The organism is Kribbella sp. NPDC104740, assembly GCF_055583505.1.
On record NZ_JBVJNV010000012.1, the window covers coordinates 105,461 to 125,659 of the forward strand.

The 20,199-nt window shown below is 70.1% G+C and carries 18 protein-coding genes; 17 read left to right on the plus strand and 1 reads right to left on the minus strand.

Annotated features, from left to right (window positions below; all coding sequences use genetic code 11):
• Nucleotides 1-188 precede the first annotated feature (188 nt).
• The 8 genes from ACZ6Z4_RS38480 (at nucleotide 189) to ACZ6Z4_RS38515 (ending at nucleotide 12,009) form a co-directional block, all read left to right on the plus strand.
• A complete protein-coding gene (locus ACZ6Z4_RS38480; protein ID WP_465577371.1) occupies nucleotides 189-1,844 on the plus strand; it encodes a glycoside hydrolase family 3 protein in 1,656 nt (551 codons plus the stop codon).
• A gap of 5 nt (nucleotides 1,845-1,849) precedes the next feature.
• A complete protein-coding gene (locus ACZ6Z4_RS38485; protein ID WP_465577376.1) occupies nucleotides 1,850-4,390 on the plus strand; it encodes a glycoside hydrolase family 3 N-terminal domain-containing protein in 2,541 nt (846 codons plus the stop codon).
• A gap of 26 nt (nucleotides 4,391-4,416) precedes the next feature.
• A complete protein-coding gene (locus tag ACZ6Z4_RS38490) occupies nucleotides 4,417-5,709 on the plus strand; it encodes an exo-beta-N-acetylmuramidase NamZ family protein (protein WP_465577381.1) in 1,293 nt (430 codons plus the stop codon).
• On the plus strand, nucleotides 5,706-7,433 hold the full coding sequence (locus ACZ6Z4_RS38495; protein WP_363677019.1) for a serine hydrolase domain-containing protein: 1,728 nt from the start codon (nucleotides 5,706-5,708) through the stop codon (nucleotides 7,431-7,433). Before ACZ6Z4_RS38490 ends, ACZ6Z4_RS38495 begins: the two co-directional genes overlap by 4 nt.
• A 35-nt stretch (nucleotides 7,434-7,468) precedes the next feature.
• Complete coding sequence (locus ACZ6Z4_RS38500; RefSeq protein WP_465577387.1) at nucleotides 7,469-8,371, plus strand: MurR/RpiR family transcriptional regulator; 903 nt, start codon at nucleotides 7,469-7,471, stop codon at nucleotides 8,369-8,371.
• Nucleotides 8,372-8,403: 32 nt separating this feature from the next.
• Complete coding sequence (murQ, locus tag ACZ6Z4_RS38505; RefSeq protein ID WP_465577390.1) at nucleotides 8,404-9,297, plus strand: N-acetylmuramic acid 6-phosphate etherase; 894 nt, start codon at nucleotides 8,404-8,406, stop codon at nucleotides 9,295-9,297.
• Between the two features lie 42 nt (nucleotides 9,298-9,339).
• Nucleotides 9,340-10,371 carry a GNAT family N-acetyltransferase gene (locus tag ACZ6Z4_RS38510; RefSeq protein WP_465577393.1) on the plus strand — a complete coding sequence of 344 codons (1,032 nt, stop codon included), beginning with the start codon at nucleotides 9,340-9,342 and terminating at the stop codon, nucleotides 10,369-10,371.
• Between the two features lie 237 nt (nucleotides 10,372-10,608).
• Nucleotides 10,609-12,009 (plus strand): class I adenylate-forming enzyme family protein, encoded by a 1,401-nt coding sequence (locus ACZ6Z4_RS38515; RefSeq protein ID WP_465577396.1) that lies wholly within the window; start codon nucleotides 10,609-10,611, stop codon nucleotides 12,007-12,009.
• On the opposite strand, the gene ACZ6Z4_RS38520 is transcribed toward ACZ6Z4_RS38515, so the two are convergent.
• Nucleotides 11,940-12,566, minus strand: a complete 627-nt coding sequence (locus tag ACZ6Z4_RS38520) for a 4'-phosphopantetheinyl transferase family protein (RefSeq protein ID WP_465577403.1) — start codon at nucleotides 12,564-12,566, stop codon at nucleotides 11,940-11,942. The genes ACZ6Z4_RS38515 and ACZ6Z4_RS38520 overlap by 70 nt on opposite strands.
• A 17-nt stretch (nucleotides 12,567-12,583) precedes the next feature.
• Here ACZ6Z4_RS38520 and ACZ6Z4_RS38525 point away from each other — a divergent pair, with 17 nt between their 5' ends.
• The 9 genes from ACZ6Z4_RS38525 to ACZ6Z4_RS38565 are packed head-to-tail and all read left to right on the plus strand — an operon-like array spanning nucleotide 12,584 to nucleotide 20,198.
• On the plus strand, nucleotides 12,584-12,838 hold the full coding sequence (locus ACZ6Z4_RS38525) for an acyl carrier protein (protein WP_363677012.1): 255 nt from the start codon (nucleotides 12,584-12,586) through the stop codon (nucleotides 12,836-12,838).
• A complete protein-coding gene (locus ACZ6Z4_RS38530; protein WP_465577413.1) occupies nucleotides 12,838-13,071 on the plus strand; it encodes a phosphopantetheine-binding protein in 234 nt (77 codons plus the stop codon). The genes ACZ6Z4_RS38525 and ACZ6Z4_RS38530 overlap by 1 nt, the downstream gene beginning before the upstream one ends.
• A gap of 34 nt (nucleotides 13,072-13,105) precedes the next feature.
• Nucleotides 13,106-14,092: a beta-ketoacyl-[acyl-carrier-protein] synthase family protein gene (locus ACZ6Z4_RS38535; protein ID WP_465577420.1), complete on the plus strand. Its 987-nt coding sequence runs from the start codon at nucleotides 13,106-13,108 to the stop codon at nucleotides 14,090-14,092.
• Nucleotides 14,089-14,595 (plus strand): beta-ketoacyl synthase chain length factor, encoded by a 507-nt coding sequence (locus tag ACZ6Z4_RS38540; protein ID WP_465577423.1) that lies wholly within the window; start codon nucleotides 14,089-14,091, stop codon nucleotides 14,593-14,595. The genes ACZ6Z4_RS38535 and ACZ6Z4_RS38540 overlap by 4 nt, the downstream gene beginning before the upstream one ends.
• A complete protein-coding gene (locus ACZ6Z4_RS38545; protein ID WP_465577426.1) occupies nucleotides 14,592-16,172 on the plus strand; it encodes a class I adenylate-forming enzyme family protein in 1,581 nt (526 codons plus the stop codon). Before ACZ6Z4_RS38540 ends, ACZ6Z4_RS38545 begins: the two co-directional genes overlap by 4 nt.
• Nucleotides 16,169-17,410 (plus strand): beta-ketoacyl-[acyl-carrier-protein] synthase family protein, encoded by a 1,242-nt coding sequence (locus ACZ6Z4_RS38550; RefSeq protein ID WP_465577429.1) that lies wholly within the window; start codon nucleotides 16,169-16,171, stop codon nucleotides 17,408-17,410. The genes ACZ6Z4_RS38545 and ACZ6Z4_RS38550 overlap by 4 nt, the downstream gene beginning before the upstream one ends.
• 9 nt (nucleotides 17,411-17,419) lie before the next feature.
• Entirely contained in the window at nucleotides 17,420-18,493 is a 1,074-nt protein-coding gene (gene hppD, locus ACZ6Z4_RS38555) for a 4-hydroxyphenylpyruvate dioxygenase (RefSeq protein ID WP_465577432.1), read from the plus strand.
• Entirely contained in the window at nucleotides 18,490-19,398 is a 909-nt protein-coding gene (locus tag ACZ6Z4_RS38560) for a phytanoyl-CoA dioxygenase family protein (RefSeq protein ID WP_465577437.1), read from the plus strand. Before hppD ends, ACZ6Z4_RS38560 begins: the two co-directional genes overlap by 4 nt.
• Before the next feature lie 14 nt (nucleotides 19,399-19,412).
• Complete coding sequence (locus ACZ6Z4_RS38565; protein ID WP_465577440.1) at nucleotides 19,413-20,198, plus strand: DUF3050 domain-containing protein; 786 nt, start codon at nucleotides 19,413-19,415, stop codon at nucleotides 20,196-20,198.
• The last annotated feature ends 1 nt before the right edge of the window (nucleotide 20,199 follow it).

The window sequence follows — 20,199 nt, forward strand, 5'->3', positions numbered from 1 at the left end:
GTAATGGGCGCGGCTTTCTTTGTTGTTCTGTTTCCCTCCCCTCCCCTCTCCCCCCCCCCCCCCCCCCCCCCCCCCCCCCCCCCCCCCCCCCCCCCCCCCCCCCCCCCCCCCCCCCCCCCCCCCCACCACCGCCCGAACCGAAGGCTCCGATCACCAGCCTCCAGCAGGCCGCCCAGGCGATGCGCGGGATGAGCCTGGAGGAGAAGATCGGGCAGCTGTTCGTGCTGTTCGCCTACGGCCCGGACGCGAGCAAGCCCGACCCCCGCAACACCGCCCTGTACGGCGTCGCGACGCCGGCCGAAGTCGTCGCGAAGTACAAGCCGGGCGGCTGGATCTACTTCAACGCCCGCGACAACGTGCAGAACCCGACGCAGCTGGCGACGTACTCGAACCAGCTGCAGTCGGCTGCGCTCAAGACCGGTCTGCACCTGCCGCTGACGATCGCGACCGACCAGGAGCAGGGCGTCGTGGTCCGGATCGGTCCGCCCGCCACGCAGTTCGGCGGCAACATGGCCCACGGCGCCACCCGCAGCACGGCCGACGCCCGGACCGCGGCCGGGATCACCGGCCGCGAGCTGAAGGCGATGGGCATCCGGCAGGACTACGCGCCGGACGCCGACGTGAACGTGAACGCACTGAACCCGGTGATCGGCGTCCGCTCGTACTCCAGCGACCCGAAGCTGGTCTCCGACATGACCGCCGCCCAGGTCCAGGGTTACCAGCGCGACGCCGGGATCACCGCGACCGCGAAGCACTTCCCGGGCCACGGCGACACCCGCGACGACAGCCACACCTCGCTGCCGACGATCAACCACACCCTGGCCGAGTGGAACACGATCGACGCGCCGCCGTTCAAGGCCGCGATCAAGGCCGGCATCGACTCGATCATGACCGCGCACATCTCGGTCCCGTCGCTGGACCCGTCCGGTGACCCGGCGACGCTGAGCAAGCCGATCATGACCGGCGTGCTGCGCAACCAGCTCGGCTTCAAGGGCCTGATCATCACCGACGCGCTGGAGATGGCCGCGGTCCGGGCCAAGTACGGCGACGCCGAGGTCGCGGTCCGCGCGCTCGAGGCCGGCGCCGACCAGCTGCTGCTGCCGCCGGCCCCGGACGTCCAGTTCAAGGCCGTCGTGGACGCGGTGAAGTCGGGCCGGATCAGCGAGCGCCGGATCGACGAGAGCCTGCTGCGGATCCTGCTGGTGAAGCTGAAGAACGGCACCCTGCTGTCGCCGTTCTCGGACCCGGCGCAGATCCCGAACAAGGTCGGTACGCCGGCCAGCCTGGCCACCGCGCAGAAGATCGTCGACAAGTCGATGACGCTGGTCAAGAACGACACCAACACGCTGCCGCTGAGCAACGAGGCCCGCAAGATCCTGGTCACCGGCTGGGGTGTCAGCACCACGCAGTCGCTGGCGAACAGCCTGACCAACCGCGGTGCGACCACCACCGTCGCGCAGACCGGTGCGGCCCCGACCGACGCGGCGATCGCCGACGCGGTGACGAAGGCCCAGGCCAACGACGTCACCGTCGTACTGACCCAGAAGGCGTGGGACACCACCGTCACCGACAAGCTGGCCAAGCAGCAGAAGCTGGTCAAGGACCTGCTGGCCACCGGCAAGACCGTGATCGTCGCCGCCGTCCGTGACCCGTACGACATCGCGTACTTCGACCAGGCGCCGACCTACGTCGCCACCTACGGCTACCAGGCGGTCTCGATGGAGTCGCTGGCCAAGGTCCTGTACGGCGAGATCAAGCCGGCCGGCAAGCTCCCGGTCGACATCCCGGTGGCCGGTGACCCGGCCACGCCGCTCTACCCGTTCGGCCACGGCCTGAGCTGGTGACCCGGATGGAGCTCACCCGACGCCAGACCCTCGGCCTCGCGGCGGCGGCAGTCGCCGGTACGGCGTTGAGCGCGGCTCCGGCCCAGGCAGCGGGCAACCGCTGGGTCCGCGAGACGCTGCGGGCGATGACGCTGGAGCAGAAGGTCGGCCAGCTGTTCGTCTGCTACGCCTACGGCCCGACGGCCGGCACCGCCGACCCGCGCAACACCGACCTGTACGGCGTCGCGACGCCGGCCGAGGTGGTCCGCAAGTACCACCTCGGCGGTGTCATCTACTTCGCCTGGACCGACTCGGTGAAGGACCCGCAGCAGATCGCCCGGCTGTCGAACGGGCTGCAGTCCGCGGCGATCGGCAGCGGCGGCGTACCGCTGCAGATCAGCACCGACCAGGAGCACGGTGTCGTGTTCCGGGTCGGTCCGCCGGCCACGCAGTTCCCGGGAGCGATGGCGCTCGGCGCGACCCGCTCGACGCAGTTCGCCCGGCAGGCGGGTGGGATCGGCGGCCGTGAACTGAAGGCCGTCGGCGTGACGACCGACTTCGCGCCGGTCGCCGACGTCAACGTGAACCCGCTGAACCCGGTGATCGGCGTCCGCTCGTTCTCGTCCGACACCGAGCTGGTCGCGGACCTGACCGCCGCACAGGTCCAGGGCTACCAGCGCGACGGCCGGATCGTCTCGACCGCCAAGCACTTCCCGGGCCACGGCGACACCGCGACCGACAGCCACACCGGAATCCCGGTGATCAACCACACCGTGCAGGAGTGGAACGCGATCGACCGGCCGCCGTTCGAGGCGGCGATCCGGGCCGGCATCGACTCGATCATGACCGCGCACATCGTCGTCCCGGCGCTGGATCCGTCCGGTGACCCGGCGACGCTGAGCCGCCCGATCCTGACCGGCATCCTGCGCGAGCAGCTGCGCTTCGACGGTGTGGTCATCACCGATTCGCTCGGGATGCAAGGCGTTCGCGACAAGTACGGCGACGCGGAGATCCCGCTGCGGGCGCTCGAGGCCGGTGTCGACCAGTTGCTGATGCCGGTCGATCTCGACCTCGCGTACAACTCGGTCCTCGACGCGGTGCGCAGCGGCCGGATCAGCGAGCAGCGGATCGACCAGAGCGTCGAGCGGGTGCTCAGCCTGAAGCTCAAGACCGGTGTCGTCGACCGCCCGTACGTCGATCTCGCGCAGGTCGCGAAGGTCGTCGGTACGCCGGCCAACTACGCGGTGGCGCGGCAGATCGCCGACCGTACGACGACCGTGCTGCGCAACGACGCCGGGCTGCTCCCGCTGTCGCCCGCACCGCGCACGATCCTGGTCGCGGGCTACACCCCGGCCGTGCTCGGGACGGCGTTGCAGGGCCGCGGCCACACGACGGTCGTGAAGGACACCGGCGCGACGCCGACCGACGCGAAGATCGCCGACGCGGTCGCTGCTTCGGCGGCGGCGGACCTGACCGTCGTCCTGACGATGAAGGCGTGGGACACCGCCGTCACCGACAAGCAGGCCAAGCAGCAGAAGCTGGTCAACGACCTGCTCGCCACCGGCCGCCCGGTGATCGTCGTCGCCGTCCGCGACCCGTACGACGTGTCGCGCTTCCCAACCGCGGAGACGACGCTGGCGACGTACTCGTACGCGGCGGTGTCGATGGAGGCGCTGGCCAAGGTCCTCACCGGCGAGATCGCGCCGACCGGCAAGCTGCCGGTCGACGTCCCGACGGTCGACGACCCGGCGACAGCGCTGCATCCGTTCGGGCACGGGCTCACCTGGGACGCGCGGGAGACACGGCTGACGGTCGCGTCGTACAACATCCACGCAGGCGCCGGCGAGGACAACGTGTTCGACCTGGACCGGACCGCGCAGGCGCTGAAGGCGCTGGACGCGGACGTGATCGGCCTGCAGGAGGTCGACGTGCACTGGGACGCGCGCAGCCAGTGGCTCGACACGCTCGCCGAGCTGGCCGGGAAGCTCGGGATGCACGCGGGGTTCGCGCCGATCTACGACCTCGATCCGCCCGCGGCCGGGCAACCGCGCCGGCAGTACGGCGTCGGGGTGCTCTCGCGCTTTCCCTTGGTGCGCACGGAGAACCACCCGATCACCCGGCTGTCGACGCAGGACCCCAACCCGGTGCCCGCACCGGCGCCGGGCTTCCTGGAGGCCGAGCTGGACGTTCGCGGTCGCCGGGTGCACGTCTACGTCACGCACCTGGACTACCGTGCCGATCCGGCCGTACGCCGGGCGCAGGTCGACGACACGGTGAAGATCCTGGCCCGCGACAAGGCGCGGGATCTCCAAGTCCTCACCGGCGACTTCAACGCCGAGGCGAATGCGCCGGAGCTCGCCAAGCTCTGGCGGCGGCTGACCGACACCTGGACCGCCGCCGGGTCGACGACCGGTGGACCGTTGACGTATCCGGCCGGCGTGCCGGTGAAGCGGATCGACTTCGTCACCGTCGGCCGCGGCTTCCGCGTCGACCATGCTGCCGTACCACTCGAACCTGAAGCCAGCGACCATCGCCCTGTGGTCGCCGGCCTGTACTTCCGCCCGTAACCTCCCCTGCCTGAAGGAGAACCCCGATGAAGCGCCGCAGTCTGCTGGCGGGTGCCGGAGCCCTGGCCGCCACCCCGCTGATCTCCACCCAGGCCGCCGCTGCCGCCGAGCAGCCCAAGCACGGTGGCAAGAAGGTGACCACCGGCGCGCAGGCGCTGGCCAAGGACAACTGGAAGGCGCTGGCCGGCCAGAAGGTCGGGGTGATCAGCAATCCGACCGGCATCCTCGACGACCTGAACCACGTCGTCGACACCATGCACGCCTCCGGCAAGGTGAACGTGGTCGCGGTCTTCGGCCCCGAGCACGGCTTCCGCGGCAGCGCCCAGGCCGGCGGTTCCGAGGGTGACCACGTCGACCCGCGGACCGGGATCATGGTCTACGACGCGTACGGCGCGAACGCGGCCAAGCTGGTCACGCTGTACCAGAAGTCCGGGGTGGAGACCGTCGTCTTCGACATCCAGGACGTCGGTGCCCGGTTCTACACCTACATCTGGACCATGTACGAGGCGATGCTCGCCGCGGTCCAGACCGGTGCGAAGTTCGTCGTGCTGGACCGGCCGAACCCGGTCGGCGGCTACGCCCGCGGGCCGATGATGAAGCCCGGTTTCACCTCCGGTGTCGGCAAGGAGGAGATCATCCAGCAGCACGGCATGACGGTCGGCGAGCTGGCCCGGATGTTCAACGCCGAGTACCTGCCGCTGGACGCGAACGGCGCCCGGCTCAAGGAGCTGCAGGTGATCAAGGTCGAGGGCTGGAAGCGCGACCAGCTGTACGCCGACACCGGCCTGACCTGGGTGATGCCGAGCCCGAACATGCCGACCCCGGACACCGCGCTGCTCTACCCGGGCACCTGCCTGTTCGAGGCGACCAACATGTCCGAGGGACGCGGTACGACGCGGCCGTTCGAGCTGATCGGTGCGCCGTACATCGACTACAAGTGGGCGCAGGCGCTGCAGGCCAAGAACATCCCGGGCGTCGACTTCCGGGAGGCGTACTTCACGCCGTTCATCTCCAAGAACGCGAACGTGCTCTGCGGTGGCGTCCAGGTGCAGATCACCGACCCGGGCAAGGTCGAGGCGATCGTCGCGGCGACGCACATGATCGTCGAGGCCAAGCGGCTGTACCCGGGCTTCGCCTGGCGGACCGGCGACAACCCGCCCGGCCGCTGGATCGACCTGCTGTCCGGGTCGGACCGGTTCCGCACCATGCTGGACGGCGGCGCGAGCGCCGAGCAGATCGTCGCGGCCTGGAAGTCCGAGACCGACGCGTGGACCGCGCGCCGGGCCAAGTACCTGCTGTACAAGGGAGACCACCGGTGATCAAGACGGTACTCGGTGTGGCGGTAGTGTCGTCCCTGATGCTCACCATGGCCGCCCCTGCAGTTGCTGGGGGCAACAAATCCGGACGTTTCGACGAGCCGTTCAGCGGCTACGCGCCGAAGGGAACGCTGCTGCGCGACTCGACTCCCGCCAAGGCCGGTCTGGACCCGGCGCCGATCGACGCCGCGCTGGCCCAGGTGGCCGGCTGGACCAAGCCCAACGGCACGGTCAAGCCCCTGTACGCCGGCGCGGTCACGCTGCTCGGCCACGACGGCAAGATCGTCACCCGCAACGCCACCGGGATGGCGCTGAAGTACGCCGACGGCAGCGGCACCGAGCTGCCCGCCGACCAGCAGATCCCGATGCGCACCGACACGATCTTCGACATGGCCTCGGTCTCGAAGCTGTTCACCTCGATCGTGGTGCTGCAGCTGGTGGAGAAGAACAAGGTCTCCCTGGACGAGCCGATCGCGACGTACGTGCCGGAGTTCGCCGAGAACGGCAAGGCGGCGATCACCGTCCGGCAGGCGCTCACCCACACCACCGGGCTGCCCGCGTTCCTGCCGCTGTGGAGCGCGCAGCCGGACCCGGCGTCGCGGATGAACATGGCACTGACCGCCAAGCTGGTCAACCCGCCCGGCAGCACCTACCTGTACAGCGACCTGAACCTGATCTCGCTCGGTGAGCTGGCGCACCGGGTGACCGGCAAGACGCTGGACAAGCTGGTCGCCGACGGCATCACCAAACCGCTGCAGATGAAGGACACCGGCTACAACCCGGACCCGAAGAAGAAGCAGCGGATCGCCGCGACCGAGTTCCAGGTCGCCCCCGACCGCGGCATGGTCTGGGGCTCGGTGCACGACGAGAACGCCTGGTCGCTCGGCGGCGTCGCCGGGCACGCGGGCGTCTTCAGCACCGCGGACGACCTCGCCGTCCTGGCGCAGGCCTTCCTGAACGGCGGCAGCTACCGGCACGCCCGGATCCTCAAGGAAAGCTCCGTCACCGCGATGATCACCAACTTCAACCAGGGCTTCCCGGGCAACGACCACGGTCTGGGCTTCGAGCTCAACCAGCGCTGGTACATGGGCGGCCTGTCCGGTCCCCGCGCGGCCGGCCACACCGGCTACACCGGGACGTCGGTGGTGATCGACTTCGACTCCCGCTCGTTCGCGATCCTGCTCAGCAACCGGGTGCACCCGAGCCGGAACTGGGGCAGCAACAACCCGGCCCGGCGCGCGGTCGTGCAGGGCCTGGCGCTGTCGCTCGGCGTCGGCCCGCGGCACGGCAAGGACGCCTGGTTCTCCGGTACGACGGACGCCGCGACGACCACGCTCGCGCTGCCCGTCGCCGTACCGGCGGCCGGGGCGAAGCTGGCCTTCGACCTGTTCGTGGACACCGAGGACACCGACCTGCTGTACCTGGAGAGCTCGACCGACGGAACGACCTGGACGAAGGTTCCGTTCACGGTCCGCGACCGGGGGACCGTCACGGACTTCGACGGCTCGATCAGCGGCTCCGGCGACCGGAACTGGCACCAGGTGTCGGCGGACGTTCCCGGCGGTAACCAGACGCTGCGCTGGCGCTACACCTCCGACCCGCTGTACCAGGGCCGGGGCGTCTACGTGGACGGTGTGAAGCTCACCGACGGCCGCAAGGTCGTGTTCGACGGCGAGCGCAGCCCGGAGGCTTTTACCGCAACAGGTTGGAGACTTTCGCGTCGGTGACCCCTTCGGGTGCTCATTCGCCGTACCGTGGCGTCATGACTTCCACGACCTCTCCAGAACCCACGGGGCCGCTGCTGGTCCGGGTCCGCGCGGTGATGCCCGCGCTGGCCCCGGCCGAGCAGCGGGTGGCGAACGCGGTCCTCGCGGATCCGGGCGGCGTGGCGGCGATGACGATCTCCGAACTCGCCGAGGTGGCCTCCACCTCGGAGACCACGGTGATCCGGTTCTGCAAGCAGATCGGCGTCCCCGGCTACCCGCAGCTGCGGCTGCAGCTGGCGGCGCAGTCGGCCCAGGAGATGGTCCGGCCCGAGGTCGGCGGCGACATCGAGCCGGGCGACTCGCTCGACGACGTGGTCGGCAAGGTCGCGTTCGCCGACGAGCGGGCGGTCCGCGAGACCGCCCAGCAGCTCGACGTGGACCAGCTCAGCAAGGTGGTCGCCGCGGTCGCCCAGGCGCCGCGGGTCGACCTGTACGGCGCGGCGGCGAGCGCCTTCGTGGCGCTCGACCTGCAGCAGAAGCTGCACCGGATCCGCCGGGTCGCGTTCGCCTGGTCCGACGTGCACGTGATGCTGACCAGCGCCGCGCTGCTGAACACCGACGACGTCGCGATCGGGATCTCGCACACCGGGACCACGGTCGAGGTGATCGAGGCGCTGGAGGAGGCCAAGCGGCACGGCGCCACCACGGTCGCGGTGACCAACTTCCCGCGCTCGCCGCTGGCCCAGACCGCCGACCTGGTGCTGACCACGGCCGCCCGGGAGACGACGTACCGGTCCGGGGCGATGTCGAGCCGGATCGCGCAGCTGATGGTGATCGACTGCCTGTTCATCGGGGTCGCCCAGTCGGTGCTGCCGGACGCCCGCAAGGCGCTCGAGGAGACCGCGACCGCGGTCCGCGGGCACCGGGTGAAGACGTCCGTCAACGATCAACAGAATTGAAAAACCTTCAGTAGAAAACTAACATCGATGGTGTGACGACACCCACGGAAGCGCGCAACCCCCGGACGCTCGCGATCGATGCGGTGGGGACCGCCGAGATCCTGCGGATGATGAACGCCGAGGACGCCCGGGTCGCCGACGCGGTGGGTGCCGTCGTGCCGGAGATCGCCAAGGTCGTGGACGCGGCCGTGGCCGCCGTCCGCGCCGGTGGGCGGGTGCACTACTTCGGCGCCGGTACGTCGGGCCGCCTGGCCGTCCTGGACGCCGCTGAGCTGCTGCCCACCTTCCACGCGCCCGACGATCTCGTCGTCGCGCACCACGCCGGCGGCATGCCGGCGCTGCTGCGCGCTGTCGAGAACGTCGAGGACTCCGAGGAGGGCGGCGCCGCCGACGCCTCCGAGGTGACCGGGCGGGACGTGGTGATCGGCCTCGCGGCCTCCGGCAGTACGCCGTACGTCGCCGGTGCGCTGAAGTACGCGCGCTCGGTCGGCGCGAGCACCGCGCTGATCACGTCGAACCCGCAGGCGCCGCTCGCGCCGCTGGCCGACGTCCTGATCGCCGCTGACACCGGGCCCGAGGTGATCGCCGGGTCGACGCGGCTGAAGGCCGGCACCGCGCAGAAGATGGTGCTGAACGCGTTCTCGACCACGCTGATGATCAAGCTCGGCCGGACCTGGTCGAACCTGATGGTCGACATGGTTGCCACCAACAACAAGCTGCGCGGCCGGATGCTGCGGATCCTGGCCGAGGCCACCGGCGCCGACGAGGACGCGTGCTCGGCCGCGCTGGCCGAGGCCGACGGCGAGCTGAAGCCGGCCCTGGTGCACCTGCTGACCGGCAGCCCCGTCGCGGCCGCGCGTGAGGCGCTGGCCGAGGCCGACGGGCGCGTGGCCGTGGCCCTGGGCAAGCTCGGCGCGCCTGCTTAAAAGGGTTGGCTGGCTCGTCGCCGTGCTCCCTACAGTGAGTTGGTGAGCACACCGGAGCGAGTGGACCAGCACGACGGCAAGGCGTTCGACGAGTGGTACGACGTGTTCAGCGTCGCCACGGACGACGGGCGGCAGTACCCGGTGGGGTGGGCTCGGGAGGAGCTGCGCGTCAGTATGACCCGCGACGACGTCTACTGGGCGCGGGAGATCTGGGCGGTGCGCGACGACGCGGGAGCGATCGCCGGGGCGATGCAGGTCGACGTGCCGCTCGCCGACAACACGTTCCGGCTGGGCGCGGTGATCGGCGTTCGGGCCGACGCGCGGCGGCGTGGGTACGGGCGGGCTCTCGGGCAGGTGCTCGACCAGCGGGCTGCCGATCTGGAACGAACGGTGCTGGTGTCGCAGGTCGAGGTACCGATCGACGCGACCGGGCCGACGGCTGGGCAGGCGTTCGCAACGGCGCTGGGTTTCGCCGCGGCGAACTTCGAGGTGCATCGCGTGCTGGAGCTGCCGCTCGCGGACGGCGTACTGGACGGGCTGGCGGCGGAGGCTGCCGAGCGGCACTCGGCGTACGAGCTGCGCAGCTGGCGGGATCGTTGCCCCGACGACCTGGTGGACGCGTTCGCGGCGCTGCAGAGCATGTTCGTGACGGAGGCGCCGCAGGGTGAGCTCGAGATCGAGGCCGAGCGGTGGGACGAGGCGCGGATCCGGGAGACCGAGGCGCAGAACGTCGCCCGGCAGCGGCACTCCTGGACCACGGTCGCGATCGCGCCGGACGGGACGCTGGCCGGGCACACCGAGCTGGTCAAGAGCGAGCACGACGCCGGCAAGGTGTTCCAGTGGGGAACGCTGGTCGCGCCGGCGCACCGCGGGCACCGGCTCGGGTTGGGGCTCAAGGCCCGCAACCACCGCGAGCTGGAGCGTGACCACGCCGAACGGCTGGTCGTGCACACCTGGAACGGCGAGCAGAACACCGCGATGAACGCGGTCAACGCCCAGCTCGGCTTCCGGCCGGTCGAGCGGCACGAGGAGTGGCAGAAATTTGTCGGGGGCAGGACCCTTGCCGAACGCTGAAGGCAACCCAAAACCTAACCGGTAGATCTTTTTCTTACGGTTTGTTTGTCGATTCACTGTTTGCTTTCTGAGACGTTCTGCAGGGCCGAAACTGCAGGTCGCTTTGGGTAGTAGGGCTATCACTGTGGGTCTGTAGCGCACCCGTCACCCGGTGTCGTATCGTCACGGCATCGCCAGGCCTTGGTGGGGGTGCTGGTGCTTCGAATCCTTTGTACTCAAGGCGAACTCGGAGCCCTCATGACCATGGACGGTGCTGTCGTGGTGCCCGGAACCACAGTGGGCGCCCAATGGGTCGACGATGTGCTGCTGGCCGGACCCGCCAGTGACGTGTGCTTCTCGCTGCCGGCTCCGGTCGACCGCGGAATGCTGCGCCGGCTGGTCCGCGACCGGCAGGCGGAATTGGCTCAGTCCGGTTTACGGGCCGGTGGTGCCGCCGCATTGCGTTTACCGCCGTCAATGGCGTTCGTGACCCATTTGCTGGCGGTCTGGCGCAGCGGCGGGCAGGCGATCCTGCTCGACCACCGGCTGACCGACTACGAGGTCCGGCGCGCGATCGAGCGGCTGGTCCCGCAGGTGGTGGTCCAGCCGCAGCGGCCGGTCCCGTCGGGGCTGCGCACGTTCGTCGACATCGACACCGACGTCGCGTCGTACTCGGGACATCCGGCGGGGACGTCGCACGCTGTCGTCCAGCTCAGCTCCGGGTCGACCGGCCCGTCGAAGGTGATCGGCCGGACCGCGGAGGACCTGGTCGAGGAGGTGCTGCGGTACACGCAGATCGACGGGGTGCCGGAGCCGGGCGAGCGGATCATCCTGCTGCCGTCGATGGTGCACGTGCTCGGGCTGGTCGGTGGGCTGCTGTACGGGCTGCACGCGGGTGTCGAGCTGGTGCCGCCGGCGCGGCTGACCGGGGACGCGATCCTGCACGCGATCGCCGGCGGGAAGAAGCCGGCGACCGTGCTCGGGGTGCCGTTCCACATCGGGCTGCTCGCATCGGTGGAGGAACCGCCGTCGCTGCCGCAGTTCAAGCGGATGACGACCGGTGGGGAGCTGGTCCCGGCGTCGGTGTCGTCGGCGTTCGAGGAGAAGTACGGCGTACCGCTGGGCAACATGTACGGGATGACCGAGGTCGGTGTCATCGGCACCGATCTGTTCGGGGCGCACCGGCCGCAGATCCGGCCGGCACCGGGGATCGAGGTCCGCGCCGTCGACGGCGAGCTGCGGGTCCGGCGGCCGGAGTCGCCGTACCTGGGACTGTCGGACCCGGCGCGGTGGGCCGACGGGTGGTTGCACACCAAGGACGCCGGGGTCGTCGACGAGGCGACCGGGCTGGTGTCGATCCGGGGGCGGCTGGACTCGCAGGTTTCGGTGGGTGGGCTGAAGGTCGACCTGACCGAGGTCGAGTACACGCTGAACACGCTGCGCGGGGTGGAGTCGGCGGTCGTCGTGTACGACGGCGCGATCACGGCGTACCTGCAGCTGAACCAGCCGCGGGAGATCCCGTCGCTGGAGGCGGAGCTGGCGCAGCAGCTGGCGCCGTACAAGCGGCCGCGGGTGCTGCGGCTGCTGGATCAGATGCCGCGGACAACGACCGGGAAGCTGGTGCGGGACCTGACGGTGCTGCGCAAGGCGGTGCCGTGATGGAGCACGAGCTCGGTCGCGCCGACTGGGAAGGCCACCGCGAGCACCAGGTCGCCGGGGATGTGGACGACTGCCAGCTCGCGTTCGGTGGGGACTACTTGGGCGATCAGCGGCATTTGATTGCTGCTGGTCAGCAGGTCGGCGGGCATCTCTCGGCTCAGGCCGCTGCTGCGGAGACCTCTGCCGAGGGCCTTGCCTACTGCTTCCTTGGCGGTCCAGAGCTTCAGGAACGTCTCGGGGTCGTCGGTGTGCTCGGCGGGGGCGAACCAGCGGCGGGCCATCGCGGTGACCGGGAGCTCGCGGCGCAGCTCGGCGTCGATGCCGACCGGTCCGAGCCGCGTCGCCGCGACGGCGGCGATCCCGGTGGTGTGAGTGAGAGAGACGTGCAGACCGTCGACCGTGGGTTGGCCGGTGGCGGTGTGGTGCAGGGGGGCTGGGTGGCCGAGGGAGGCCGCGAGCTGTTCCACCAGCCGGTGGGCGGTCGCGCGGGGATCCTCGCCGGTCGTGGTCAGCCAGACGTGCACGGGCTCCGTCGGGGAGTCCGGGGGTTCATTCACAGGGAGAAGGTAACGCGATGAGGGACGAGGTTCGCGAGTTCGTGCTCGCGCAGCTGGTGGACATGAACTACGACGTCGAGGGTGTCGACGACAGTACGACGCTCGGCCCGGCCGGGGTGGACCTGGAGTCGCTCGCGCTGGCCGACCTGTCGGTGCGGGTCGAGGACCGGTTCGGCGTGCGGTTCTCCGACGACGAGTCCGAGCAGCTGGCGCTGATGACCGTCGGCGAGTTCACCACCGAGGTGGCCGGCCGGGTTGCGCAGCAGGTCTGATGAGCCAGACCGTCCCCCTCCCACCCGGTCGCGCGGAGATCGTCGACTGGCTCTCCGGCCTGGGCGAACGCCCACCCGGCAGCAACCGCATCGACTCGATGGAACTGGCCTGGCTCGTCCACCAGATCGAGCAGCGCTACGCCGTCGAGCTGACCGACGACCAGCTGGACCGCATCAAGACCATCGACGCCGCGGTCGCGGTCCTGGCGGAAGTGCTGAGCTCCCATGAGTGAGTCACGGCCGGTGGCTGTCACGGGGATGGCCGTCATGAGTGCGTTGGGGCGTGGCCCTGAGGCTCAGCTGGCTGGGGCTTTGACGGGGGCTTCGGCGTTCGCCGACGTGTTGCGGTTCGACACGTCGGGGCGGCGGGTTGTGCGGGCGGCAACGGCCAGGGACGCCGGGGTGTTGGAGGAGGAACTGCTCGAGGCCGTGGCTGGGGTCTGTGCGGGGTTGACGCCTGGGCAGCGTGCTGGCGCGCCATTGCTGCTGGCGGTGCACAGCAGGTCCGACGTGCGGGCGTTGGCTTCGCGCGCAGGACGGATCTACACGAGCGCCTGCGTCTCCGCCAGTACGGCGGTCGCCGACGCCGCCTCGCTGATCAGCCGGGGGCTGGTCGATCGCGTGGTGGTTGCCGCCGGCTACCTGGTCGAGCCGGATCAGTTCGCGTTGTTCGACGCGGGACGGGCGCTTGCTGACGACGGGGTCGTTCGGCCGTTCAGCCTCGACCGGCGCGGGCTGCTGCTGGGTGACGGCGTCGCCGCCGTCGTACTGGAGGCCGGCGAAGGGATCGCCGAGATCGCCGGCTGGGGTCGCGCGGGCGACGCCTACCACCCGTGCCGCCCCGACCCGGACGGGCGCGGCCTCGCCCGGGCGATGGAATCGGCGCTGCAGAAGGCCGGACTCCCACCGGAGGTCGTCGGCTACCTCAACGCCAACGCGACCGGCACGACGTACAGCGACGCCTCCGAGGCCGCCGCGATCAACCGGGTGTTCGCGACCGCCGTACCGGTCAGCTCGACGAAGTCCGTGCACGGGCACGCGCTCGAGGCGTCCGGGCTGCTGGAGCTGGTCCTCACCATCCAGGCGTTGCGCGAGGGCAAGCTTCCGGTGACCGCCGGGTTCACGACGCCGGACCCGGACTGCGCGCTGGACGTGATCACCGTCGCCCCGCGGCCCGCGGGGTCGGCGTACGGGATGACGCTGAACGCCGCCTTCGGGGGCGCCAACACCGCGCTGCTGGTGCGTGCTGCATGAACCTCACGCTCGGACTCCCGGACCCGGTTGTGGTCACTGCCAGTCACTGGCCGCAGCCGGGTGACGACGCCGTGGCAGGTCCGCCCGCGCTGCCGGGGTTCGTCGGGTCGACGTTCAGCCCGATGGTCGCGGTGGTCGCCGAGCGCTGCTTCGCGCAGACCACTCCGCTGGAGCGCACCGGCATCGTCCTGGTCAGCCGCACCGGCGACCTGGACAGCGCCCAGCACGTCCACGAGTCCGTTGCCGATGGCAAGCGAATCGGGCCGTTGTACTTCTTCCAGTCCGTGCCGAACTCGGTCGCCGGGTACGTCGCCAGCCGCTTCGGGCTGCACGGGCCGGTGGTGTGTGTCAGCCCGTCGAGCGACCCGCACCGCACCGGTCTCGACGAGGCCGCGCTGCTGCTCGCCGACGGGGAGGCCGAGCAGGTCCTGATCGTCCTGGTCGAACAAGCAAGTACCGGCGACACAGCGGTCGCCCTGTTGGTGAGTGGGGGAGAACAGTGAAGAAGAGCCTCCGGGCCGAGCTGGCCGCGGATCCGTCGGTCGGTACCGGCAACGTGCTGGCCACCGTGATCGCACGCGGTGCCGACCTGAACGGGCCGGGCCTGACGTTCGACACCGCGGTTGACCACTTCCCGGCCGAGCACCCGCTCACGCTCGGCGAGCTGGACGACCGGGTGCAGGCCCGGACGGCCTGGCTGCACGCGCACGGCATCGGCCGCCGCGACGTGGTCGCGATCTGGGCGACCGACGCCGCCGACATCGTGCTGAGCTTTCTCGCGCTGACCCGGGTGGGTGCGATCCCGGCGCTGCTGAACGGGAAGATGGCGCCGGCGATCGCCGAGGAGTACATCCGCCGGCTGCGGGTGAACGCGATCCTCGCGGACGAGGCGCACCAGAAGTTGCTGGACAGTGCTGTGCTTGCGGCACCGAAGGAGCTCGGGACGGGCGACCCGGCCAAGGCGCCTGAGCACTACCGGCACCACCGCGACGACCCGGTCGTCATCACGCACACCAGCGGGACCACCGGCGTACCGAAGGCCGTGTTGCACACGCACACCACCCTGTACGCCGCCCTCAAGCACCTGCTGACGATGCCGCAGGCGCAGGGCACCGACAGGATCCTGAACGCACTGCCGATCCCGCACACCGCGACGATCCTGATGGTCAACCAGGTGCTCGGCAACCGCGCCGAGATGCTGCTGCTGTCGAGCCAGGACGCGCCGGTGGTGCTGGCGGCGATCGAGCGGTGGAAACCGCGCGGTGTCTACGGGTTCGCGGTGACCTGGGCCGGGCTGGCCCGGGAGGACCTGAGCCGGTACGCCGTGGACTCGGTGCGGATGTGGTTCAACACCGGCGACTGCGCGCACGAGCCGCACATCCGCAAGCTGGTCGCGGCCGGGTCGCGGGAGACCGTGACCCGCGAGGGCCGGGTGCTGGTGCCGGGGTCGCACTTCGTCGACGGGCTCGGGTCGAGCGAGATGGGGCACAACGGGTTCCACGTCACGCACACGCCGGACAGCGAGCACTACGGGCGGTGCATCGGGAAGCCGTACCAGTTCGCGACGGCCGCCGTACTGGATGCCGAGGGCAACGAGCTGCCGGACGGTACGCCGGGGCTGCTCGGGTTCCGGTCGCCGTCGGTGTCGCCGGGGTACTGGAACGACTCGGTGAACACGTACCGGTTCCGGCTGAACGGATGGTTCCTGACCGGGGATCTGGCCTACCGGGCAGCGAGTGGGAACTACTTCCACCTGGACCGGATTCCTGACGCGGTGGCCGGGTTCGAGGGGCCGCAGCTGTACACGTCGATGTCGGAGGAGCGGATCCTCGCGGCACTGCCGGAGGTGCAGGACTGCACGGTGATCGTGGTGCCCGAGGGCGAGGGTTTCGTGACGGACGTGCTGCTGGAGTCCGACAGCGCTGGTGATTTCGAAGCTGCGGTCAAGGCAGCTGTCGGTGCAGAGGTCGCCGCGACGATCCGCAAGATCAGTGTTGTAGGCGCTGATGAAGTACCGGTGACCGTGACAGGGAAGGTCCGAAAGGTAGCGCTTCGGCAGGACCGGTTGGTGTCGTCATGAGTGCAGTGACGATCACCGGCATGGGCCTGCTCACCCCCGTCGGGCGTGGGGTCGAGGAGGTCTACGACGCCCTGCTGCACGGGCGTTCCGGGATCAGCCGGCCGCCGGAAGGACATCCGGTGGCGGGGTCGGTCGAGCTGGCCGGGTTCGTCGGTGAGGTGGACGCGGGGGACCTCACCAAGGGTCCCGACGGGAAGGTGATGGATCGGACGGTGATCCTCGCGCAGCTCGCAGCGGAGGATGCACTGAAAGATGCGGGACTCGTCGTGGGGGAGAACGTCGACCCGGAGCGGATCGGCGTCATCATCGGCGGCGTCGGCGGGATGGCGACGCTCGAGAACCAGGTGCTGGCCCGCGCCGAGCGGGGGCGGGCTGCTGTCAGTCCTTACCTGCTGACCGGAATCCTGCCCAACATGCCCGCCGCCCGGGTCGCCATCCGGTTCGGCTTCCGGGGCTACACCAGTTCCGTCGGTACGGCGTGCGCCTCCGGGGCGCAGGCGATCGCCGACGCGGTGCGGCTGATCCGCGCCGGCGAGGCGGACGTCGTACTGGCCGGGGCGAGCGAGGCGCCGCTGTTCCCGACCTTCGCGGAGACCTTCGCGAACGCCAGGGCGCTGGCGCGCGGGTGGGACGACCCGACGCAGGCCAGCCGCCCGTTCGACCTGCGCCGCAACGGGTTCGTGCTCTCCGAAGGCGCCGGGCTGCTGGTGCTGGAGAGCGCCGAGCACGCCCGGGCGCGCGGAGCTCGCGGGTACGCCGATCTCGCCGGGTACGGCGTCAACTCCGACGCCCACCACCCGACAGCGCCACGCCCGGACGGCACCGGTGCGGCTGCCTGTATGCGAGCGGCGCTTGCCAACGGCAACATTCAGCCGGACCTGGTCGGTTACGTGAACGCCCACGGGACCAGCACGAAGCTCGGCGACGTCGCCGAAGCCACCGCGATCGGACTGGTCTTCGGCGCGACACAACCCGCGGTCAGCTCCACCAAGGCGCTGACCGGTCACCTGCTCGGCGCCTCCGGCGTGGTCGAGGCCGCCGCGAGTGCGCTCGCCGTCCAGCGGGGGCTGCTGCCCCCGACGTACAACCTCGACGACCCGGACCCGGCATGCCCGCTGGACCACGTCCGGAAGGAACCGCGCGCCGCGCGGCCGCGGTACGCGCTGTCGAACTCGTTCGGGTTCGGCGGCCAGAACGTGAGCCTGCTGCTCGGTGCGCCGAGCACAGAAACCGAGTGAGGGGATGGGATGGAGATCTACGGGATCGACCATGTGGAGCTGTACGTCGGTGACGCGAAGCAGGCGGCGTTCTACCTGACGCACGCCTTCGGTCTGCAGGTGCACGGTCACGGGGGGCCGGAGACCGGGCTCGACGGGCAGCGGTCGCTGCTGCTGCGGGAGAGCGCGGTGCAGATCGTGCTCACCTCGGGACTGTCCTCGGAGCACCCGGCGGCCGAGTACGTGCAGCGGCACGGGGACGGGGTCGCGGTCGTCGGCCTGGAGGTCGACAACGCGGCGGTCGCCTACACCGAGCTGCTGGGCCGCGGCGCCGAGTCGGTGGCCGAGCCCACGACGTACACCGACGAGCAGGAGACCACCGTCGTGGTCGCGGAGGTCGCGGGCTTCGGCGACGTGATCCACCGGCTGGTCGAGCGGCACGGGCCGCGGCGCGAGTTCCTGCCCGGCGCGTACCAGATCAGCGAGCCGTCGGACGGACCCGACGAGAAGCTGTTCAGCGAGATCGACCACCTGGCGATCTGCGTGCCGTCGGGGCAGCTGAAGCCGACCGTGGACTTCTACGAGCACGTCTTCGGGTTCCTGCCGATCTTCGACGAGTACATCGAGGTCGCGGGCCAGGGGATGGAGTCGACGGTCGTGCAGAGCCCGTCGAAGCACGTCACGTTCACGCTGATCGAGCCCGACCCGAACCGCCGGCCGGGGCAGATCAACGACTTCCTGACCTGGCACGCGGGCGCCGGCGTCCAGCACATCGCCCTGCGGACCAGCGACATCGTCGAGGCCGTCGGCACGCTGGCCGAGCGCGGGGTGAACTTCCTCGCGTCGCCGTCGACGTACTACCGGGCCCTGCCGGACCGGGTCGGTGAGGTCGAGACGCCGATCGAGGACCTGGAGAAGCTCGGCATCCTGGTCGATCGCGACCACTGGGGCCAGCTGCTGCAGATCTTCACCGAGTCGATGCACGTCCGCCGGACGCTGTTCCTGGAGATCATCGAGCGGCGCGGCGCGATGACGTTCGGCAGCGGCAACATCAAGGCGCTCTACGAGGCCAAGGAGCGCGAGCTGCAGGGGGTCGAGGTATGAGCACGCTGGAGTTCCGGCTGTCCGAGGAGGAGGTCGCGCTGCTGCCGACCGACGAGGACGTCGCCTTCTACAACGAGCACGGCTGGTACCTGTCCAAGAAGCTGCTCACCGACGACGAGACCGACGAGCTGGTCAACGCCAGCGAGCGGTACTACGCCGGCGAGCGGGACCGGACGCTGCCCACGGCGCCGCCGAAGCTGGCCTACTGGGACCCGTCCAAGGGTGACGTGCAGCGGCACAACGACTACGTGCACTACGAGCACGACGGGCTGGCCAAGATCCTGCGCAAGCCGCTGATCGGCGCGGTCGCGGCCCGGCTGGCCCAGGTCGACGAGATCCGGATCTTCCAGTCGACGCTGATCTACAAGCCGCCGATCTCCGGTGAGCCGTCGAACATCGTGCCCTGGCACTTCGACAAGCACTACTGGTCGTCGTCGTCCTCGGACCGGATGCTGACCGCGTTCGTCCCGTTCCACGACTGCCCGCCCGAGATGGGCACGATCACGATGGTCGACGGCAGCCACCGGTGGCAGGAGATCGGCGCCAACGACACGGTGGTGCGGCACTTCGCCGAGCGGGACCGCTCCGAGCTGGACGAGATGCTCGCCGAGAACGCCGCCCACAACGGTGTCGAGGTGGTCAAGGTCCCGATCACCATCCCGCGCGGGCACATGAACTTCCACCACTGCCGGACCTACCACGGCTCGGGCGCGAACGTCAGCGACCGCCCGCGCCGCGCGATCTCCCTGCACCTGCAGGACGGCGGCAACTCCTACCGCGAGTTCCCGCTCAGCGACGGATCCCTGGCGGCGTACAACCACGACGCCGTCGTCCGCCGCACCTCCGACGGGCGGCCCGACTACGCCGACCCGGACTTCTGCCCCACCCTCTGGGCCGACCGCTAACAAGGAGCAGCGTCATGTCACGTTACGACTGGGGTCAGACCCACCCGGGGATCGAACGGCTGGAGAAGGCCGTCGGCGAGGCCCGGGACATCGTCGTCCAGCACCCGCTGTACGGGAGCCTGGACACGCACGAGTCGCTGGTCACGTTCATGGAGCACCACGTCTTCGCGGTCTGGGACTTCATGTCCCTGCTCAAGTCGCTGCAGCGCGAGCTGACCTGTGTCACGGTGCCGTGGGTGCCGACGGCGTACCCGGGCAGCCGGCGGCTGATCAACGACATCGTGATGGTCGAGGAGTCCGACGAGCTCGACGGCGGATTCATCAGCCACTTCGAGCTGTACGTGAACGGCATGGAGGAGGCCGGCGCCGACACCACGGCGATCAACCGGCTGGTCGAGCTGCTCCGCGAGGGCGGGCAGGTGGTCGAGTCGCTGCACGCGGCCGGCGTACCGCAGGCGTCGATCGACTTCGCCGGGACGACCTGGCAGATCATCGAGCAAGCACCGGTGCACTGCCAGGCGGCGGCGTTCGCGTTCGGCCGCGAGGACCTGATCCCGGACATGTTCACCCAGGTGGTCGCGGTGAACGAGCGGTCGAAGAAGCTGAACACGTTCGTCGACTACCTGGAGCGGCACATCGAGGTGGACGGCGAGTTCCACACCCCGATGGCGATGCAGATGGTCGCCGACCTGTGCGGTGACGACGACACCAAGTGGGACCAGTGCGCGGACACCATCAACACCGCGCTGGCCGCCCGCGCCCGGCTCTGGGACGCCATCCACACGGCGATCAAGGGCTGAC